The organism is Nocardiopsis sp. iso_40 (genome assembly GCF_056173285.1).
In genome coordinates this window covers 328,937-344,862 of the sequence record NZ_CM149666.1, presented here as the reverse complement: position 1 = coordinate 344,862, position 15,926 = coordinate 328,937, and the positions used below count along the sequence as shown (strand labels likewise).

Genomic DNA, 15,926 nt, shown 5'->3' with positions numbered 1-15,926 from the left:
CCGAGCGAGAGCGCCCACTCAGACCTCGGACTCGATGACGGACGCGAGGTCGCGCAACTTCGGGTTCTCGTACACGGCCTTGAGCGGGATCTTCACCCCCATCCGCGCCTTGACCTGGGAGACCAGCTTGATGGCCAGGAGCGAGTGGCCGCCGAGACGGAAGAAGTCGTCCTGGGCACCGATCACCGAGACGCCGAGGACCTTGGCCCACACCTGGGCGATGAGCTGTTCCACGGGGCTCAGGTCCGCGCCGTCCTCGCCGTCCCGGTCCCGGACCGTCGGCTCGGGGTCGGGCAGGGCGGCGCGGTCGAGCTTGCCGCTGGGTGTTCTGGGGAACTCGGTGAGCTCCACGTAGGCGGCGGGCTCCATGTAGCCGGGCAGCTCGGTGGCGGCGAGGTCGCGCAGCCCCCGCTCCGGTCCGGCTCCGCGCGCCCGGTAGTAGGCCACCAGCGCCGGGCCCCCGGCCAGGTCGCGCAGGTCGACGACCACCTCGGCGACACCGGGGTGGGAGCCCAGGACGCCCTCGATCTCACCGGGCTCGATGCGGAAGCCCCGCAGTTTGACCTGGCGGTCTCCCCGGCCCAGGTACTCCAGGCGGCCGTCCTCGCAGCGGCGGGCCAGGTCACCGGTGCGGTACATACGCGAACCGTCGGCGGCAGCGAGGTCCGGGACGAAGCGCTCGGCGGTCAGGCCGGGGGCTCCGCGGTAGCCGCGGGCCACCCGGTGCCCGGCGAGGTAGATCTCACCGGCGGCGCCCTCCGCCACCGGGCGCAGGCGCTCGTCCAGCAGGCGCAGCTCCAGACCGGGGAGGACGGAGCCGATGTGCGGTTCGCGGGAGGGGTCTATCCAGCCCGCGGTCGCGTCGACGGTGCACTCCGTGGGCCCGTAGACGTTGACCGCGCGGATCGATCCCTGCTCCGCCATCGCGCTCAGGCGCTGCCACAGGGGCGGGCTGATGGGCTCGCCTCCGATGAGCATCGTCAGCGGACCCGCCGCGCGGTCCGGGCCCAGGCGTCCCTCCAGGTGGTCGAGCAGCAGGTCGGCGTGGGACGGGGTGATGTCCAGGTCGGTCAGGGCCTGCTCGTCGATGAGCCGGGCCATGGCAGCCGGGTCGGACCGGGTCCGGTCGTCGAGGGTGACGACGGTGTCACCCCTGCAGAGGCGGACCCACTGCTGGACCGAGGCGTCGAAGGACGCGGAGGCGTTCCAGCCCACGCGGCCGCCGGGGGGACCGACCAGGTGTTCGTCCTCCAGGTCCGTCAGGAGGGCCGAGACCGAGGCGCGGGCGACCTCCACGCCCTTGGGCCGACCGGTGGACCCGGAGGTGTAGATGACGTACGCGAGGTTGCCGGGGCTGACGGCCGCGGGCAGGAAGGGTTCCTGGCCCGCCTCGGCCGGGGTCCGCACGGGAACGATCTGGCAGATGGCCAGGGTCTCGGCGGCGGCCCCCTCCGCACGGCCGCAGTCCCCGTGACCGTCCCCGCCCGCCGTGCAGGGCACGACGGCCAGGTCGGCGGCCGCGTTCTCCAGCAGGTGGCGGCGGCGCTCGGCGGGCAGGGCCGGGTCGACGGGCAGGTAGGCCGCGCCGGCCGTCAGGGTGCCGATCAGGCCCAGGACCAGGTCGGCACCGCGGGGCATGCACAGGGCGACGACGCGCTCACGGCCGATGCCCCGGCCGACCAGGGCGCGGGCCACGTGCACGGCGCCCGCCCTGAGCTGGTCGAAGGTGAGGACGCGGTCTCCGTCGACGACGGCGTCGCGGCCCCCGGGCACTTCGGCGAGGCGGTCGAGGATGTCCCGGACGGCGCCGTCGCGCCCGGCCGGGGTTGCGAGGGGTTCGGTCCACGTGGTCACTGGGCGCTCCCGGTCTGGCTCGTGCCGGTGGCGGGGGGAGCGGTCGGGGCGCAGTCGGCCAGGGGCACCGGGTCGCCCATGGCGACGAGGATCTTCCGGTCGCCCTCGAAGGCCTCCCGGCCGTGCGCGTTGAGGATGTTGTCGACCAGCAGCAGGTCGCCCACCTGGTAGGTCTCCCTGCGGGTGGCCTCGGTGTAGGCGGCGTTGAGCGCGTCGGCCTCCTCCCGGGTGAGCGGGGTGCCGTCACCGACGAAGGTCTCGAAGGGCAGGCCGTCCTCGCCGTAGGTCTCCAGCAGCACGTCGCGGACGTCCTCGTCCAGGGACCACCGGCTCCAGAAGGCGGCGTGGTTGAACCAGACCCGCTCCCCCGTACCCGGATGGGTGATGATCGCCGACCGGCGCTGGCGGGTGCGCAGCGTCTCGGCGTCGAGCCACTCGCAGCCGATGACGTTCTCGGCGCAGTAGGCCTCGACCTCGGCGGGGGACTCGGTGGCGAAGCTGGTCTGCCAGGGCAGGCCGGCCAGGGCCGAGTAGTTGCGCACCAGCAGCCACCCGTGTTCCTCGAACCTGCGGCGCAGGTCCTCGGGGATCAGCTCCAGCACCTCGCGCATGTCGCCCACCGTCGTCGCGCCGCCCTTCTCGGGGGCGGTGACGCAGCAGAACATCAGGGTGCCCGGGAAGTCGAGGGTGTAGCTGTTCTCGTTGTGCAGGCGGATCGGCTGGATGGCGGGGAGGTCGGTGGACGAGAACACGCCGCCGCCGAAGTCGGTGCGCGGGGTCGCCTTCTCCTTGTAGGCGGCGGGCTGGGGCATCAGCACGTCGCGGACCCGGCCGAAGGCGGCGGCGTCCCGGACGGGAAGGCCCCTGACCAGGACGCTGCCCGCCGAGGCCAGTTCACCGGTGATGGCGGCGCGCTCGCGCTCCAGGATCCGGACGGCCTCGTCCATGTCCCGCGCACCGTGGATCTCGATGATCGAGGGTTTGCCCGCCTCGCGGCGCGGCGTGGTCCTCTCGGTTACCAACGACATTCTTCCTCCTTCTTCCTCACGGGTCCGACCACCCGCGCTGCGTACGGTCTCTTCTTCGTTCCGCCGGGCTGTTCAGGACGCGTGTGCGACGGACACCGACGCGGTCACCGAACCGATGACCGCCATGAAGCGGGCCATGTTCTCCTCGCTCTCGTCGAAGTAGAAGTGGCCCCCGGAGAGGATTTCGACGGAGGTCTCGCCCCGGTTCACCTCGCGCCACTCCACGAGGTCGCCCACCGGGACGACGGAGTCCGCGTCGCCGCCCACGATCGTCACGGGGACGTTCAGGGTGCGCACGGCGTCATCGCGCCGGTAGGCGTCGTCGAGGGAGAAGTCGGCTCGGATCGAGGGCAGGATGATCTCCCGCAGCTCGGGCTCGTCGAGGATCTCGTGGTCGGTGCCGCCCCGGGCCTTGATCGCCTCCACCAGGGCCTCGTCCGAGAGCGTCTCGGGCAGGACCGGGCTGGGGTTGGGCAGGAAGGGGGCGCGGCAGGCCGATCCGATGAGTGCCCGGGGCGGGCGCCCGGCCTCGGTGAGCCCCCGGGCGACCTCGTAGGCCACCAGGGTCCCCATGCTGTGGCCGAGTACCACCAGGTCACGGTGGTCCTTGGCGAGCAGGGCCACGATCGGGGCGACCAGGTCGTCGATGCTCTCGGGCAGGTCGTCGGTGAACCGCGAGCCCCGGCCCGGGTACTGGGCCACCAGCAGGCCCACCCCCTCGGGCAGGCGCTCCTCCCACTGGGCGTAGTAGTGGGCGTTGCCTCCGGCGTGGGGCAGGATCAACAGGGACGGGGCACCGGGAGAACCGCGCCGCAGTTCCCAGAGGATCTCACTCGCGGCCAATTCGTTTTCGAATTCCATCATTCCGTTCCTTTCCAGTTCACACTTACGGGCCGACGTCAATCCCCGGGGCCACCCGGCCCGCCATCGGGAATTCCTTCTGTGGAACTGATCGAATAATGGAAAGATATGCCCGTGTCCGCGGCGTACGAGGCAGGAAGTGACGGCAAGGTGGCGGCAGTTCGGAGTCGGCTTTCTGCCTCACGTCGGAGCCGGGCCGCGGGAGCGAACGGCGCAGCGGCCGGTGCCCCGGTCAGGGGCCCGGCCGCTGCGGGGGGGCGGGGTCGGCGGGATCAGCCGCCGAGTTCCACCCCGGCCTGGGTGCGGCGGCGCAGGGCCGGCCGGGCCCGGGTCACGGGCGCTCGGTCGAGGCGTTCGGCGAGCTGGGCCACGGTGGGGGCGCGGAAGACGTCCTCCAGCGTGGTCTTCGTGTCCGTGGCGGATCGGATGCGGGCGATGAGCCGGGTGGCGAGCAGGGAGTGCCCGCCCAGGTCGAAGAAGGAGTCGTCGATACCGACCCGCTCCAGCCCCAGCACCTCGGCGAACAACCCGCACAGGACCTCCTCGCGCGGGTCGCGGGGGCCGCGCCCCGAGACCGCAGCCGCGAAGTCCGGAGCGGGCAGGGCCCGCCGGTCCAGCTTGCCGTTGGCGGTCAACGGCAGCGCCTCCAGCACCACCACCGCCGAGGGCACCATGTACTCCGGCAGGGCGTCGGACACCGCGGCGCGAACGGCGGATCCGTCCAGTTCCGCGCCGGCGACCGGGACCGTGTACGCGACGAGCGAGGCGGCACCGCCGTGGTCGCTACGAGCAACGACCACGGCCTGGGCGACGCCGGGCAGAGCGGACAGCACCGCCTCGACCTCGCCCGGCTCCACCCGGAAACCGCGCACCTTCACCTGGTCGTCCACCCGGCCCAGGTAGTCGAGATCACCGGATGACGACCACCGGACCAGGTCACCGGTGCGGTACATCCGCTCCCCCGCCTCCCCGAAGGGATCGGGCACGAACCGCTCCGCCGTCAGATCCGGACGCCGCAGATACCCCTGCGCCAACGTACGACCAGCGATGTACAACTCACCCGGGACTCCGACTGGGGTCGGGCGCAGGCGGTCGTCCAGGACGTAGGTCCTGGAGGCGCCGATCGGACCACCGATGGGGATGGAGCGCTGGCCGGCCCGGACCGAGACCACCTCGAAACTCGTCGAGAACCCCATGTTCTCCGCCGGACCATAACCATTCACCACCCGAACCCCGGGATGCTCCCCCAAAGCCCTGGCCACATGCGCAACCGACGCCGCCTCACCCGCCGTCATCGCCACACGCACCACATCGAACACCTCAGGGCGCTCATCCAACATCACATTGAACAAACCCGCCGACATCTGCAGATTCGTCACCCCGTGCTCCACCACCAGATCAGCGATCGCATCGAAACGCGGCCGCTGACCCGGCTGCAACACACAACACCCACCGAAAAGCAGAGCACCGTAAAGCTCCAACGCGAACGCGTCCCACGACACCGGCGAACACTGCAACCACACCTGGTCGGCATCGAAATCCAGATAGTCCTGACCCGAGAACGTGCCCACCACACCCCGATGAGCCGTCACCACCCCCTTGGGCACACCCGACGAACCCGACGTGAACATCACACACGCAACGTCCTCATACGAGACCTCGACCTCCAGGTCGGAGTCGCCGTACGCGGCCACACCGGCCCCGTCCACCGACAGCAACCGCACACCCGGAGCCGACGGCGCACCCCGGCCGTCCGAATCCGCGAGCACCGTGCCGATCCCCGCCGAGGCCACCACCGATTCCAGTCGGGCCGCCGGGAAGGCCGGATCCAGCAACGTGTAACCCGCACCCGCCTTCAACACCGCCAACAGCGCCACCACCATCTCCGGACCCCGCGGCAGGTACACACCCACCAACTGGCCGGAACCCACCCCCCGGTCCCGCAGATACCGGGCCAACCGGTTCGCCCGCGCGTTCAACTCCCCATACGAGACCCGATCCCGCCCCGACACCAGCGCCACCGCACCCGGCGAACACGCCACCTGCTCCTCGAACACCCGGTGCAACACCCGACCGTCCAGGGGAGAGGAGCCGGACCGGTTGAAGTCCGTCAGCACACGCCCACGCTCCCCGGCGGAGAGCAGTTCGATCTCGGCCGGCACGACCTCGGGGTCGTCCGCCACCGCCGCCAGCACCCGCTCCAGACGGGCCACCAGAGCCGCCGCCGTGTCCCGGTCGAACAGGTCGACCGCGTACTCCAGCGCACCGGACACGCCCTCGGGCCCCGTGGAGAAGGAGAACGTGAGGTCGAACTTGGCGATCCGCCAGCCGAACGGCTCCCGTTCCGCGTCCAGTCCGGGCATCGTCTGGCCGACGCCGTCCTGGAGCACCAGCATGACCTGGAAGAGCGGGTGGTGAGCCATGGACCGGGTCGGCGAGACCGCCTCCACGACCCTGTCGAAGGGCACGTCCCGGTGCTCGAACGCCGCCAGGTCCGCGTCCCGGACCCCGTCCAGGATCCGTGCGAACGCGCGGTCCCGGTCGACACGGGTGCGCAGCACCAGCGTGTTCACGAAGAACCCGACCAGGTCGTGCAGGGACTCGTCGTCACGTCCCGCCACGGGTGTACCGATCGGGACGTCGTCACCGGCGCCCGAGCGGGCGAGCACGACGGCCAGCGCGGCCTGCAGCACCATGAACAGCGTGCATCCCCGGGATCGGGCGATCTCCCGCAGCCGTCCGTGCAGTTGCGCGTCGAGGGAGAAGGCGAGGCTCTCGCCGCGGTTGGAGGCCACCGCGGGCCGGGGCCGGTCGGCGGGCAGTTCCAACACCTCGGGGGCCCCGTCCAGGGCCCGGCGCCAGAAGTCGAGCTGACCGGCGGCCGGGCTTTGCGGCTCCTCCTCGTCCAGCAGCGCGTTCTGCCACAGCGTGTAGTCGGCGTACTGCACTGGCAGGGGACTCCAACCGGGGGAATCACCGGCGCTGCGGGCGCGGTACGCCTCGGCGAGGTCGCGCAGGAGGACCGTTTCGGACCAGCCGTCGGTGGCGATGTGGTGCAACAGCACCACCAGTACCGCCTCCCGATCGGAGGTCCGCAGCAGGTCGGCACGCACCGGAAGGTCTTCGGCCAGGTCGAAGACCCTGCCCACCAGGGTGTCCACGGCCTCCCCCACCCCGTCGGGCGGGCAGTCCGCGACCGTGAGGCTCAGGCGCGACCGGGCCTCGTCCTCCCCGAGGACGCGCTGGCGGGGCTCGCCTCCGGGCGCGGGGAAGACCGTACGCAGGGCCTCGTGGCGGCCGACGACATCGCCGAACGCGGCACGGAGCGCCTGCGCGTCGATCTCACCGCGCAGCCGCAGGACGAGCGGAACGTTGTAGGAGGTACTCCCCGCCTCCAGGCGGTTGAGGAACCACAGCCTCCGCTGCGCGAAGGAGAGCGGAAGTACGTCGGGGCGGACCGCGGGCACGACGCCCGGACGGGAGCACCTCTCGCCCGCCGCTTCGATGGACTCCGCCACTCCCTCGACCGTGGGGGCGGCGAACAGTTCCCGCAGCCCCACTTCGGCCCCGAGGATGGATCGGATGCGGGCGATGAGCCGGGTGGCGAGCAGGGAGTGCCCGCCCAGGTCGAAGAAGGAGTCGTCGATCCCGACCCGCTCCAACCCCAGCACCTCGGCGAACAACCCGCACAGGACCTCCTCGCGCAGGTCGCGGGGCCCGCGCCCCGAGACCGCAGCCGCGAAGTCCGGAGCGGGCAGGGCCCGCCGGTCCAACTTGCCGTTCGCGGTCAAAGGCAGCGCCTCCAGCACCACCACCGCCGACGGCACCATGTACTCCGGCAGCGTCCGGGCCAGGCCGGTGCGCGCGGCGTCGGTGTCGAGGTCCGTTCCGGTCTCGGGTACCGCGTAGGCCACCAGCCGCCGATCGCCCGGACGGTCCTCCCGCACCACCACCGCGCTCTGGGCGACGCCGGGCAGAGCGGACAGCACCGCCTCGACCTCACCCGGCTCCACCCGGAAACCCCGCACCTTCACCTGGTCGTCCACCCGGCCCAGGAACTCCAACTCCCCGTCACCGGTCCACCGGACCAGATCCCCGGTACGGTACATCCGCTCCCCCGCCTCCCCGAAGGGATCGGGCACGAACCGCTCCGCCGTCAGATCCGGACGCCGCAGATACCCCTGCGCCAACGTACGACCAGCGATGTACAACTCACCGGGCACGCCCACCGGTACCGGGTTCGACCACTGGTCGAGCACATAGACGCGGGTACCGCGCAGTGGCCTCCCGATGGGGATGGAGCGCTGGCCGGCCCGGACCGAGACCACCTCGAAACTCGTCGAGAACCCCATGTTCTCCGCCGGACCATAACCATTCACCACCCGAACCCCGGGATGCTCCCCCAAAGCCCTGGCCACATGCGCAACCGACGCCGCCTCACCCGCCGTCATCGCCACACGCACCACATCGAACACCTCAGGGCGCTCATCCAACATCACATTGAACAAACCCGCCGACATCTGCAGATTCGTCACCCCGTGCTCCACCACCAGATCAGCGATCGCATCGAAACGCGGCCGCTGACCCGGCTGCAACACACAACACCCACCGAAAAGCAGAGCACCGTAAAGCTCCAACGCGAACGCGTCCCACGACACCGGCGAACACTGCAACCACACCTGGTCGGCATCGAAATCCAGATAGTCCTGACCCGAGAACGTGCCCACCACACCCCGATGAGCCGTCACCACCCCCTTGGGCACACCCGACGAACCCGACGTGAACATCACACACGCAACGTCCTCCGGGGACACCTCCACACGGAGGTCCTCGGCTCCGAGGGCACCGATCGCCTCCTCCTCGGCGTCGATCAGCACCTTGCGCGAACCGGGCACGTCCAGGGCCGTGCGCGACGCGGAGTCGCAGACGACCGTACGGATACCGGCGTTCCCGACCACCGATTCCAGTCGGGCCGCCGGGAAGGCCGGATCCAGCAACGTGTAACCCGCACCCGCCTTCAACACCGCCAACAGCGCCACCACCATCTCCGGACCCCGCGGCAGGTACACACCCACCAACTGGCCGGAACCCACCCCCCGGTCCCGCAGATACCGGGCCAACCGGTTCGCCCGCGCGTTCAACTCCCCATACGAGACCCGATCCCGCCCCGACACCAGCGCCACCGCACCCGGCGAACACGCCACCCGCTCCTCGAACACCCGGTGCAACACCCGACCGTCCGCGGCCTCGGCCCCGCCGCCGCCGAACTCCGTGAGCACCTGGCGCAGCTCGTCGGCGGAGAACACGTCGATCCGCGCCACCCGGGCACCGGGGTCGTCCGCCACCGCCGCCAGCACCCGCTCCAGACGGGCCACCAGAGCCGCCGCCGTGTCCCGGTCGAACAGGTCGACCGCGTACTCCAGGGTTCCGGAGATCCCCGAGGGGGCTCCGGCCTCGGATTCCTCGTGGAGGTCGAGGGTCAGGTCGAACTTGGCCGCACCCATGGAGTGGAGTTCCATCGCGGCTTCCAGGCCCGGCAGATCCGGACCCGCGTCGGCGTTGTTCTGCAGCACCAGCATGACCTGGAACAGGGGGTGGTGTCCGGTCGAGCGCGTCGGCGCCAGGGCCTCCACGACCCTGTCGAAGGGCACGTCCCGGTGGTCGAAGGCGGCCAGGTCGGCTTCGCGCACCCGGCTGAGCAGTTCTCCGAACGAGGGGTCGCCCGACACGTCCGTACGCAGCACCAGCGTGTTCACGAAGAACCCGACCAGGTCGTCCAGGGCCTCGTCGGAACGCCCGGCCACCGGGGTGCCGATCGGGACGTCCGCGCCGGCGCCCGAGCGGGCGAGCACGACGGCCAGCGCGGCCTGCAGCACCATGAACAGGGTCACGTCGTGCTCGGCGGCCAGGTCCGTCAGCGCGCGGTGCAGGTCCGCGGGGATGCCGACGCCGACTGTCTCGCCCCTGTGGGAGGCGACCTGCGGCCGGGGCCGGTCGGCGGGCAGCTCCAGGACCTGTGGAGCGCCGGACAGGGTCCGCTCCCAGAAGGCCGTCTGGCTGGCGATCAGGCTGTCCGGATCCGACTCCGAACCGAGGACGTCCCGCTGCCAGAGCGCGTAGTCCGCGTACTGGACCGCCAGCTCGGGTCGGTCTCCCCAGTCCGGGGCCCCGCCGCGCGACCGGGCGGTGTACGCGGAGCCAAGATCGTCCATGAGCGGTCCCATGGACCAGCCGTCACTGGCGATGTGGTGAACGAGGACGACCAGGACCGACTCGCCGTCCCCCGTCCGCAGCAGCCGTCCCCGGATCGGGATCTCCGTCTCCAGGTCGAAGGCGTAACGCACCGCGCGGTCGATCCCGGCCCGGAGTTCCCCGTCCGCGGTGTCCTCGGTCTCCAGTACCGGCCGGTCCGACAGGATCCGCTGGAACGGCTCACCGGCGACGGACGGGAAGACCGTGCGCAGGGCCTCGTGGCGGTCGGCCACGTCCGCCAGCGCCGCCCGGAGCGCGTCCTCGTCCACCCGGCCGCGCAACCGCAGCACCACCGGAACGTTGTAGGTCGCGCTCGGCCCCTCCATGCGGTGCAGGAACCAGAGGCGGCGCTGGGCGAAGGACAGCGGTACCCGTTCGGGGCGCTCGGCCGCCGTGAGCGGTCTGCGCACCGTGCCGCCGGAGACGGAGCGGACCAACGCGTCGATCCCGGCGACCGTGGGTGCGCGGAACACCTCCCGCAGGCCCAGTTCCGCCCCCAGCACCGAACGCACCCTGCTGACCAACCTCGTCGCGAGCAGGGAGTTCCCGCCCAGGTCGAAGAAGGAGTCGTCGATGCCGACCGCCTCCGCTCCCAGGAGCTCGCGGAACACGCCGCAGAGGATCTCCTCCTGGGGAGTGCGCGGGGCCCGGCCGGTGGAGGCGCGGGCGTAGTCGGGTGCGGGCAGGGCCCGCCGGTCCAGCTTGCCGTTGGAGTTGAGCGGCAGCGCGTCCAGGACCACGACGGCGGAGGGCACCATGTGGTCCGGCAGTGTCCGGGCGAGGTCGGCGCGCAGGGCGGCGGGGTCGGCTTCCGTTCCGGTCTCGGGTACCGCGTAGGCCACCAGCCGCCGATCGCCCGGACGGTCCTCCCGCACCACCACCGCGCTCTGGGCGACGCCGGGCAGAGCGGACAGCACCGCCTCGACCTCACCCGGCTCCACCCGGAAACCCCGCACCTTCACCTGGTCGTCCACCCGGCCCAGGAACTCCAACTCCCCGTCACCGGTCCACCGGACCAGGTCACCGGTGCGGTACATCCGCTCCCCCGCCTCCCCGAAGGGATCGGGCACGAACCGCTCCGCCGTCAGATCCGGACGCCCCGCGTAACCCCGCGCGAGCCCCGCGCCGCCGACGTGGAGTTCACCCGGAACGCCCACCGGAACGGGGCGCGACCGGCCGTCCAGCACGTAGCAGCTGCGGTGGGCGATGGGCGCGCCGACGGGGACCACGGGTCCGTCGATCCCGGTGACCCGGTGCGCGTTGGTGAAGACCATGCTCTCGACCGGGCCGTACCCGTGCTGCAGCCGTACCTCGGGGAAGGCTTCGAGGAACCGGCGCATGTGCTCCGGCGAGGGGGCCTCGCCCCCGGTGACGACCTGCCGCGCGCCGGCGAACACCTCCGGGTGCTCGTCCAGGACCAGGTTGAACAGGCCCGCGGAGAGCCACATGGAGCTGACGCCGTGTTCGGCGGCCAGAGCCGCCATCCGGGTCGGTTCGGGCGCCTGCCCGGGTTGGAGGACACACACCGATCCGTGCAGCAGGGCACCCCAGAACTCCAGCACGAACGCGTCCCAGGAGACCGGAGCGGTCTGCAGCCACACCTGCTCCGGACCGAAGTCCAGGTAGTCCTGCCCCAGGAGGGTGGAGACCACGGAACGGTGCGGAGCCACCACTCCCTTGGGCACCCCGGTCGAACCCGACGTGAACATCACGCACGCCGCGGCGCCGGAGGGTACCGGCAGGCCGAGGTCGTCGGCGGCGTGGCGGGCCACGGCCGCGGCCTCGGTCACGGCGTCGATCCGGACGAGGCGCTCAGCGCCCACCCGCCGCCAGGCCAGCCCCGACCTGGTCACGACCAGGTCCGCGCCGGCCGCCGACACCATGGTGGCCAGACGCTCGTCGGGGAAGGCGGGGTCCAGGGGCAGGTAGGCGGCGCCGGTCTTGAGCACCGCGGGCAGCACCTCGGCGAACTCCTCGCCCCGCTCCAGCAGCACGCCCACCGTGGCCCCGGCCCCGATCCCGAGTTCGCGCAGATGGCGTGCCAGACGGTTGGCGCGGCCGTTCAGCAGGCCGTAGGAGACCTCCGCGCCCTCGAAGACCACCGCGACGGCGTCCGGCGCGGCCGCCGCGCGCTCCTCGAACACCTCGTGCACGGTCAGGTCCGGCGCGGCCTCCGGCGCCCGGCGGCCGAACTCCTCGACCACCCGCCGGTACTCGGCCCCGGAGACCAGCTCCAGGTCGCCCACGGGAGTCTCGGGGTCCCGGCACAGCGAGTCGAGCAGCCGGACGAACGAGTCGGTGCGGCGTTCCAGGTCCTCGGGGGAGAAGACCGCCGGGTTGGCGTCGAAGTCGACGTGCAGGGCGCCGTCCCGGCCGCGCTGCAGGATGTCGATCCGCAGCTCCTCGATGGGGCCCTGGAAGATGTTGTGCGGCACGCAGGGCAGTCCGCCGAAATCGACGTCGTAGTCGAAGGACATGATGTTGACGAGCGGGCCGAACTCGCGCCGGGTCTGCGGGGTCTGGCCGAGCAGCTGCCGGGTGGCCGCGACCGGGTGCCGCTGGTGCGGCAGGCAGGACCGCAGTGCGGCGGCCGCGTCCCGGGCCAGCTCCGACGCGGGCAGGGCCGGGTCCACGGCCAGGCGCAGCGGGATGACGTTGGAGTACATGCCCGGGGTCCGGCGGCTGAGCTCGGTGGTGCGCGCGGTCACCGGAAGGCTGAGCAGGATGTCGCGCTCCCCCGTCCACCGCTGCGTGTAGGCGGCCACCGCGGCCATGAGCAACTGCTTCCACCGGGTCCCGGACCGCTCCGCCGCCCGCCTGATGCGGGCCACGCCCTCCTCGTCGATGATCCGGGTGGAGCGCAGGTAACGGGGGCTGGGCTCCTCCCGGCTCCGGGTGAGCGCCGTGTGGTGCGGGGCCCCGTCCAGGTAACCGGTCCAGTAGCGACGGTCCTCCTCGCGTTCCGGTCCGGCCTCGTAGGCCGCCGCCTCGGCCGCCAGTTCGCGGAACGAGCCGAGGGGCCGCCCGGTGTCGGCGCCGGAGAGCAGCGCGGTGTACACCTGCGCCACCCGGCGGGCCAGCAGCATGAAGGTGTATCCGTCGACCATGAGGTGGTGCGCCCGGTGGAACCAGATGTGGCGCTGCCCGCCGAGGTGGAAGAGCACGTGCCCGTAGAGGGGGCCGCGGGTCACGTCCGGGGGGACGGCCAGCTCCCGGCGCATCATCGCCAGCGCCCGGCCCCCGGGGTCCTCGGCGGTGCTGAGGTCCACGACACGCATGGGGTAGGTCAGCTCCGGGTCCACCCGCTGCCGGGGCCCGGCCTCCGTGTCCAGGAAGCGTGTGCGCAGGATCTCGCTCTCCGCCACGACGCGCCCCACGGCCTCCTCCAGGACGGCGGCCTGGAGCGGGCCGGTGATCTCGTAGTACTCCCCGTTGTTGAGCATCGGGCTCTCGGGGTCGGCTTCCTGGGTGAACCAGATTCCGCTCTGCGCCTCGTTGAGCGGCCGGACGTCATCGAATTCGCAGAGCATCGATGTCTCCTACCTTTCTGAATATCGTGGACAGGCGCCTCCGGTCGGCGGAGGGCCGTGACGGGCTGAGGAGGGCTCCGTCCTCCCCGGGAGGCGGGGAGGACCGGTCCCTCAGCGGACGGAGAGCGGTTCCGCCGCGACCGCGGCGGCGGGGGACCCGGGCAGGAGGACGTCCTCGGCGTCCAGTGCGTCCGGGGAGTACTTACCGAGTGCGCTGATGAGCAGCCTGGCCTCCAGGGCCAGTGCGCGAACCAGGTTGACCAGGCCGTTCTCGGGGTCCTCGTCCACCGCGAGGAGCGCGGCGCGGCCCAGTCCCACGGCCCGCGCCCCCAGGGCGAGGGCGACGACGGACCGTCCGGCCTCCCACATCCGCCCCGAGGCGAGCAGGCACCCGTCCGGCGTACCGACCCTGCGCAGGCACTCGCCCAGCGGCAGGCCCACCCGGTCCAGGAAGACCGACGGGGCCCAGCCCGAACCTCCCTCGGCCCCGTCGACCGTGACGGCGTGCGCCCCCGCCGCCCAGGCCACCCGGGCGGCGTTCCCGATGTCGCGGCCGGGCGGGAGTTTCACCCAGACCGAGGCCCGGGGGAAGTTGTTGCGCGTGAACTTGATCTGCTGGTCGAGGATCTCCGCGGTGAACGTGCCCGGGCTGGAACTGCGCAGGCACAGTCCGCCCCGGGGGTCCAGGCGGCCGCTGACGTCGTAGCGGTCCGAGAGCCGGTCGGCGTCCTCGTCACCGACCATGGTCATGCCGCCCAGACCGGGTTTGGCGCCCTGGCCGACCTTCAGCTCGAACCCCAGCCGGCCCGACTCCAGCAGCGGTGCCGCCGCGGGGTCGGAGTAGACCTGGTTCCACACCTCGGCGTCGGCGTCCTCCGTGCTCTGCTGGACGACGACGCCCCCGCTCGCCTCGGGCAGCTCCTCGCCGTAGGCCTCCAGCCTGCGCAGCAGGGAGGAGTCCGTGCGGTAGCCGTGCGTGGGAACCACGTTCTCGCCCACCACCATGGGGATCCCCAGTCGGCCGGCCTGCCGTCCCGCGGCCAGGGCGAGCTCCGCACCCACCTGGGTGGAGCCGAAGGCCGAGACGTACACCGGGAGTTCGGACACGAAGCCGCCGATCCGGGTACGCAGGTCGACGTCGCCGAAGAGCGGTTCGCGGGCCAGGTCGATCAGCTTCTCCAGGCGCCGGGGCATGAACACCGGTGGCACCAGGCGTGCCGCGTCGAGCGGATCCTCCGTGCCGCGGGAGGTGACGTCGGCCCCGATGACGGTCGCCCCGTAGGCGCTGTCCGGAGGGAAGACGGCGGCCGCGCCCCGGCGGGCGCGGTCGCGGATCGCCTGTTCCGGCAGGCCCTCCGCATGCAGGCGGTTCATGCCGACACCACCCCGGGGAGTTTGGGGTAGGCGGTGACCTGCCACAGGGAGTCCATGCCGGTCAGGTAGCGCAGGACCCGTTGCAGTCCCATCCCGAAACCGGCGCTGTCGGGGATGCCCTGGCGGGCCTCCTGCAGGTACCAGCCGTACTTGGCGGGGTTCTCCCCGCTCTCCCGGATACCGGTGACGATCGCCGCGTAGTCGGACTGGCGTTCACTGCCGCTGACCAGCTCGCCGTAGCCGCCGTGCGCCAGCAGGTCGAAGTTGCGCAGCACACCGGGGCGCTCGGGGTCCTCCCTGTCGTAGAAGCCGCGGGAGCCCTTGGGGTAGTCGGTGACGAAGAACGGCCGGTCCGCCTTGTGGGACAGGACCGCCTCGCCCTCCCAGTCGATCTCGGCCCCGGCGTCCTGGTCGTGGCCCGTGCCGCGCAGGGTCTGGACGGCGTCCGCGTGGGTCCGGTGCTCGAAGCCGCCCCGGAGCAGCTCCTTGAAGAAGACCGTGTCCCGGCCGAGGCCGCGGAGCAGTTCGGGGACCCTCTCGACCACGTGCCCGACGATGCGGGTGAGCATCCCCTCCGCCACCCGCATGGCGTCGTCGCGGGAGGCCCCCGCGATCTCCACGTCGATCTGGTGGAACTCGAAGAGGTGACGCCCGGTGGAAGCGGTCTCCGGGGGTTCGGCGCGCACGTTCGGCGCGATGTAGAAGAGCTTGGGGAAACCGCGCAACGACGCCTGTTTGTAGAGGATCGCGCTGGTCATGAGCTTGTATCGGTGCCCGTAGAAGTCCACGTCGAGCTGTTTGGAGCCGCGTCCCCCGGGGTCGGTCACCGGCCCGGTCAGGGGAGGGAGGAGCTCGACGAAACCCTGTCCGCGCAGGTGGTCGCGGGCCGCCGCGAGGACTTCCTGTTGGATGAGCATGATGTCGCGCGTGGTCTGCGAACCGAGGTGCTCCCCCAGGGGCGGGATGGTCCGGACTCCGTCGGGGTTGCCGTGGTCGTTCATGGGTCCTCCGTTTCGGAACGCCGGTG

6 protein-coding genes are annotated in these 15,926 nt (G+C 71.8%); all 6 read right to left on the bottom strand.

Going from position 1 to position 15,926, the window contains the following annotated elements:
• Nucleotides 1-18 precede the first annotated feature (18 nt).
• Nucleotides 19-1,854, bottom strand: a complete 1,836-nt coding sequence (locus AC0VYD_RS01515) for a non-ribosomal peptide synthetase (protein ID WP_475478228.1) — start codon at nt 1,852-1,854, stop codon at nt 19-21.
• Nucleotides 1,851-2,882: a TauD/TfdA family dioxygenase gene (locus AC0VYD_RS01510; protein ID WP_475478227.1), complete on the bottom strand. Its 1,032-nt coding sequence runs from the start codon at nt 2,880-2,882 to the stop codon at nt 1,851-1,853. Before AC0VYD_RS01510 ends, AC0VYD_RS01515 begins: the two co-directional genes overlap by 4 nt.
• Nucleotides 2,883-2,954: 72 nt before the next feature.
• Nucleotides 2,955-3,743 carry a thioesterase II family protein gene (locus AC0VYD_RS01505; protein ID WP_475478226.1) on the bottom strand — a complete coding sequence of 263 codons (789 nt, stop codon included), beginning with the start codon at nt 3,741-3,743 and terminating at the stop codon, nt 2,955-2,957.
• 272 nt (nt 3,744-4,015) lie between these two features.
• The gene (locus AC0VYD_RS01500) at nt 4,016-13,525 is read right to left on the bottom strand and encodes an amino acid adenylation domain-containing protein (RefSeq protein ID WP_475478225.1); all 9,510 of its coding nucleotides are present in this window, start codon (nt 13,523-13,525) and stop codon (nt 4,016-4,018) included.
• A gap of 111 nt (nt 13,526-13,636) precedes the next feature.
• Nucleotides 13,637-14,899, bottom strand: coding sequence for a glutamate synthase-related protein (locus AC0VYD_RS01495; RefSeq protein ID WP_475478224.1), 1,263 nt, complete (start codon nt 14,897-14,899; stop codon nt 13,637-13,639).
• Nucleotides 14,896-15,900 (bottom strand): asparagine synthetase A, encoded by a 1,005-nt coding sequence (locus AC0VYD_RS01490; protein ID WP_475478223.1) that lies wholly within the window; start codon nt 15,898-15,900, stop codon nt 14,896-14,898. The genes AC0VYD_RS01495 and AC0VYD_RS01490 overlap by 4 nt, the downstream gene beginning before the upstream one ends.
• Nucleotides 15,901-15,926: the final 26 nt, after the last annotated feature.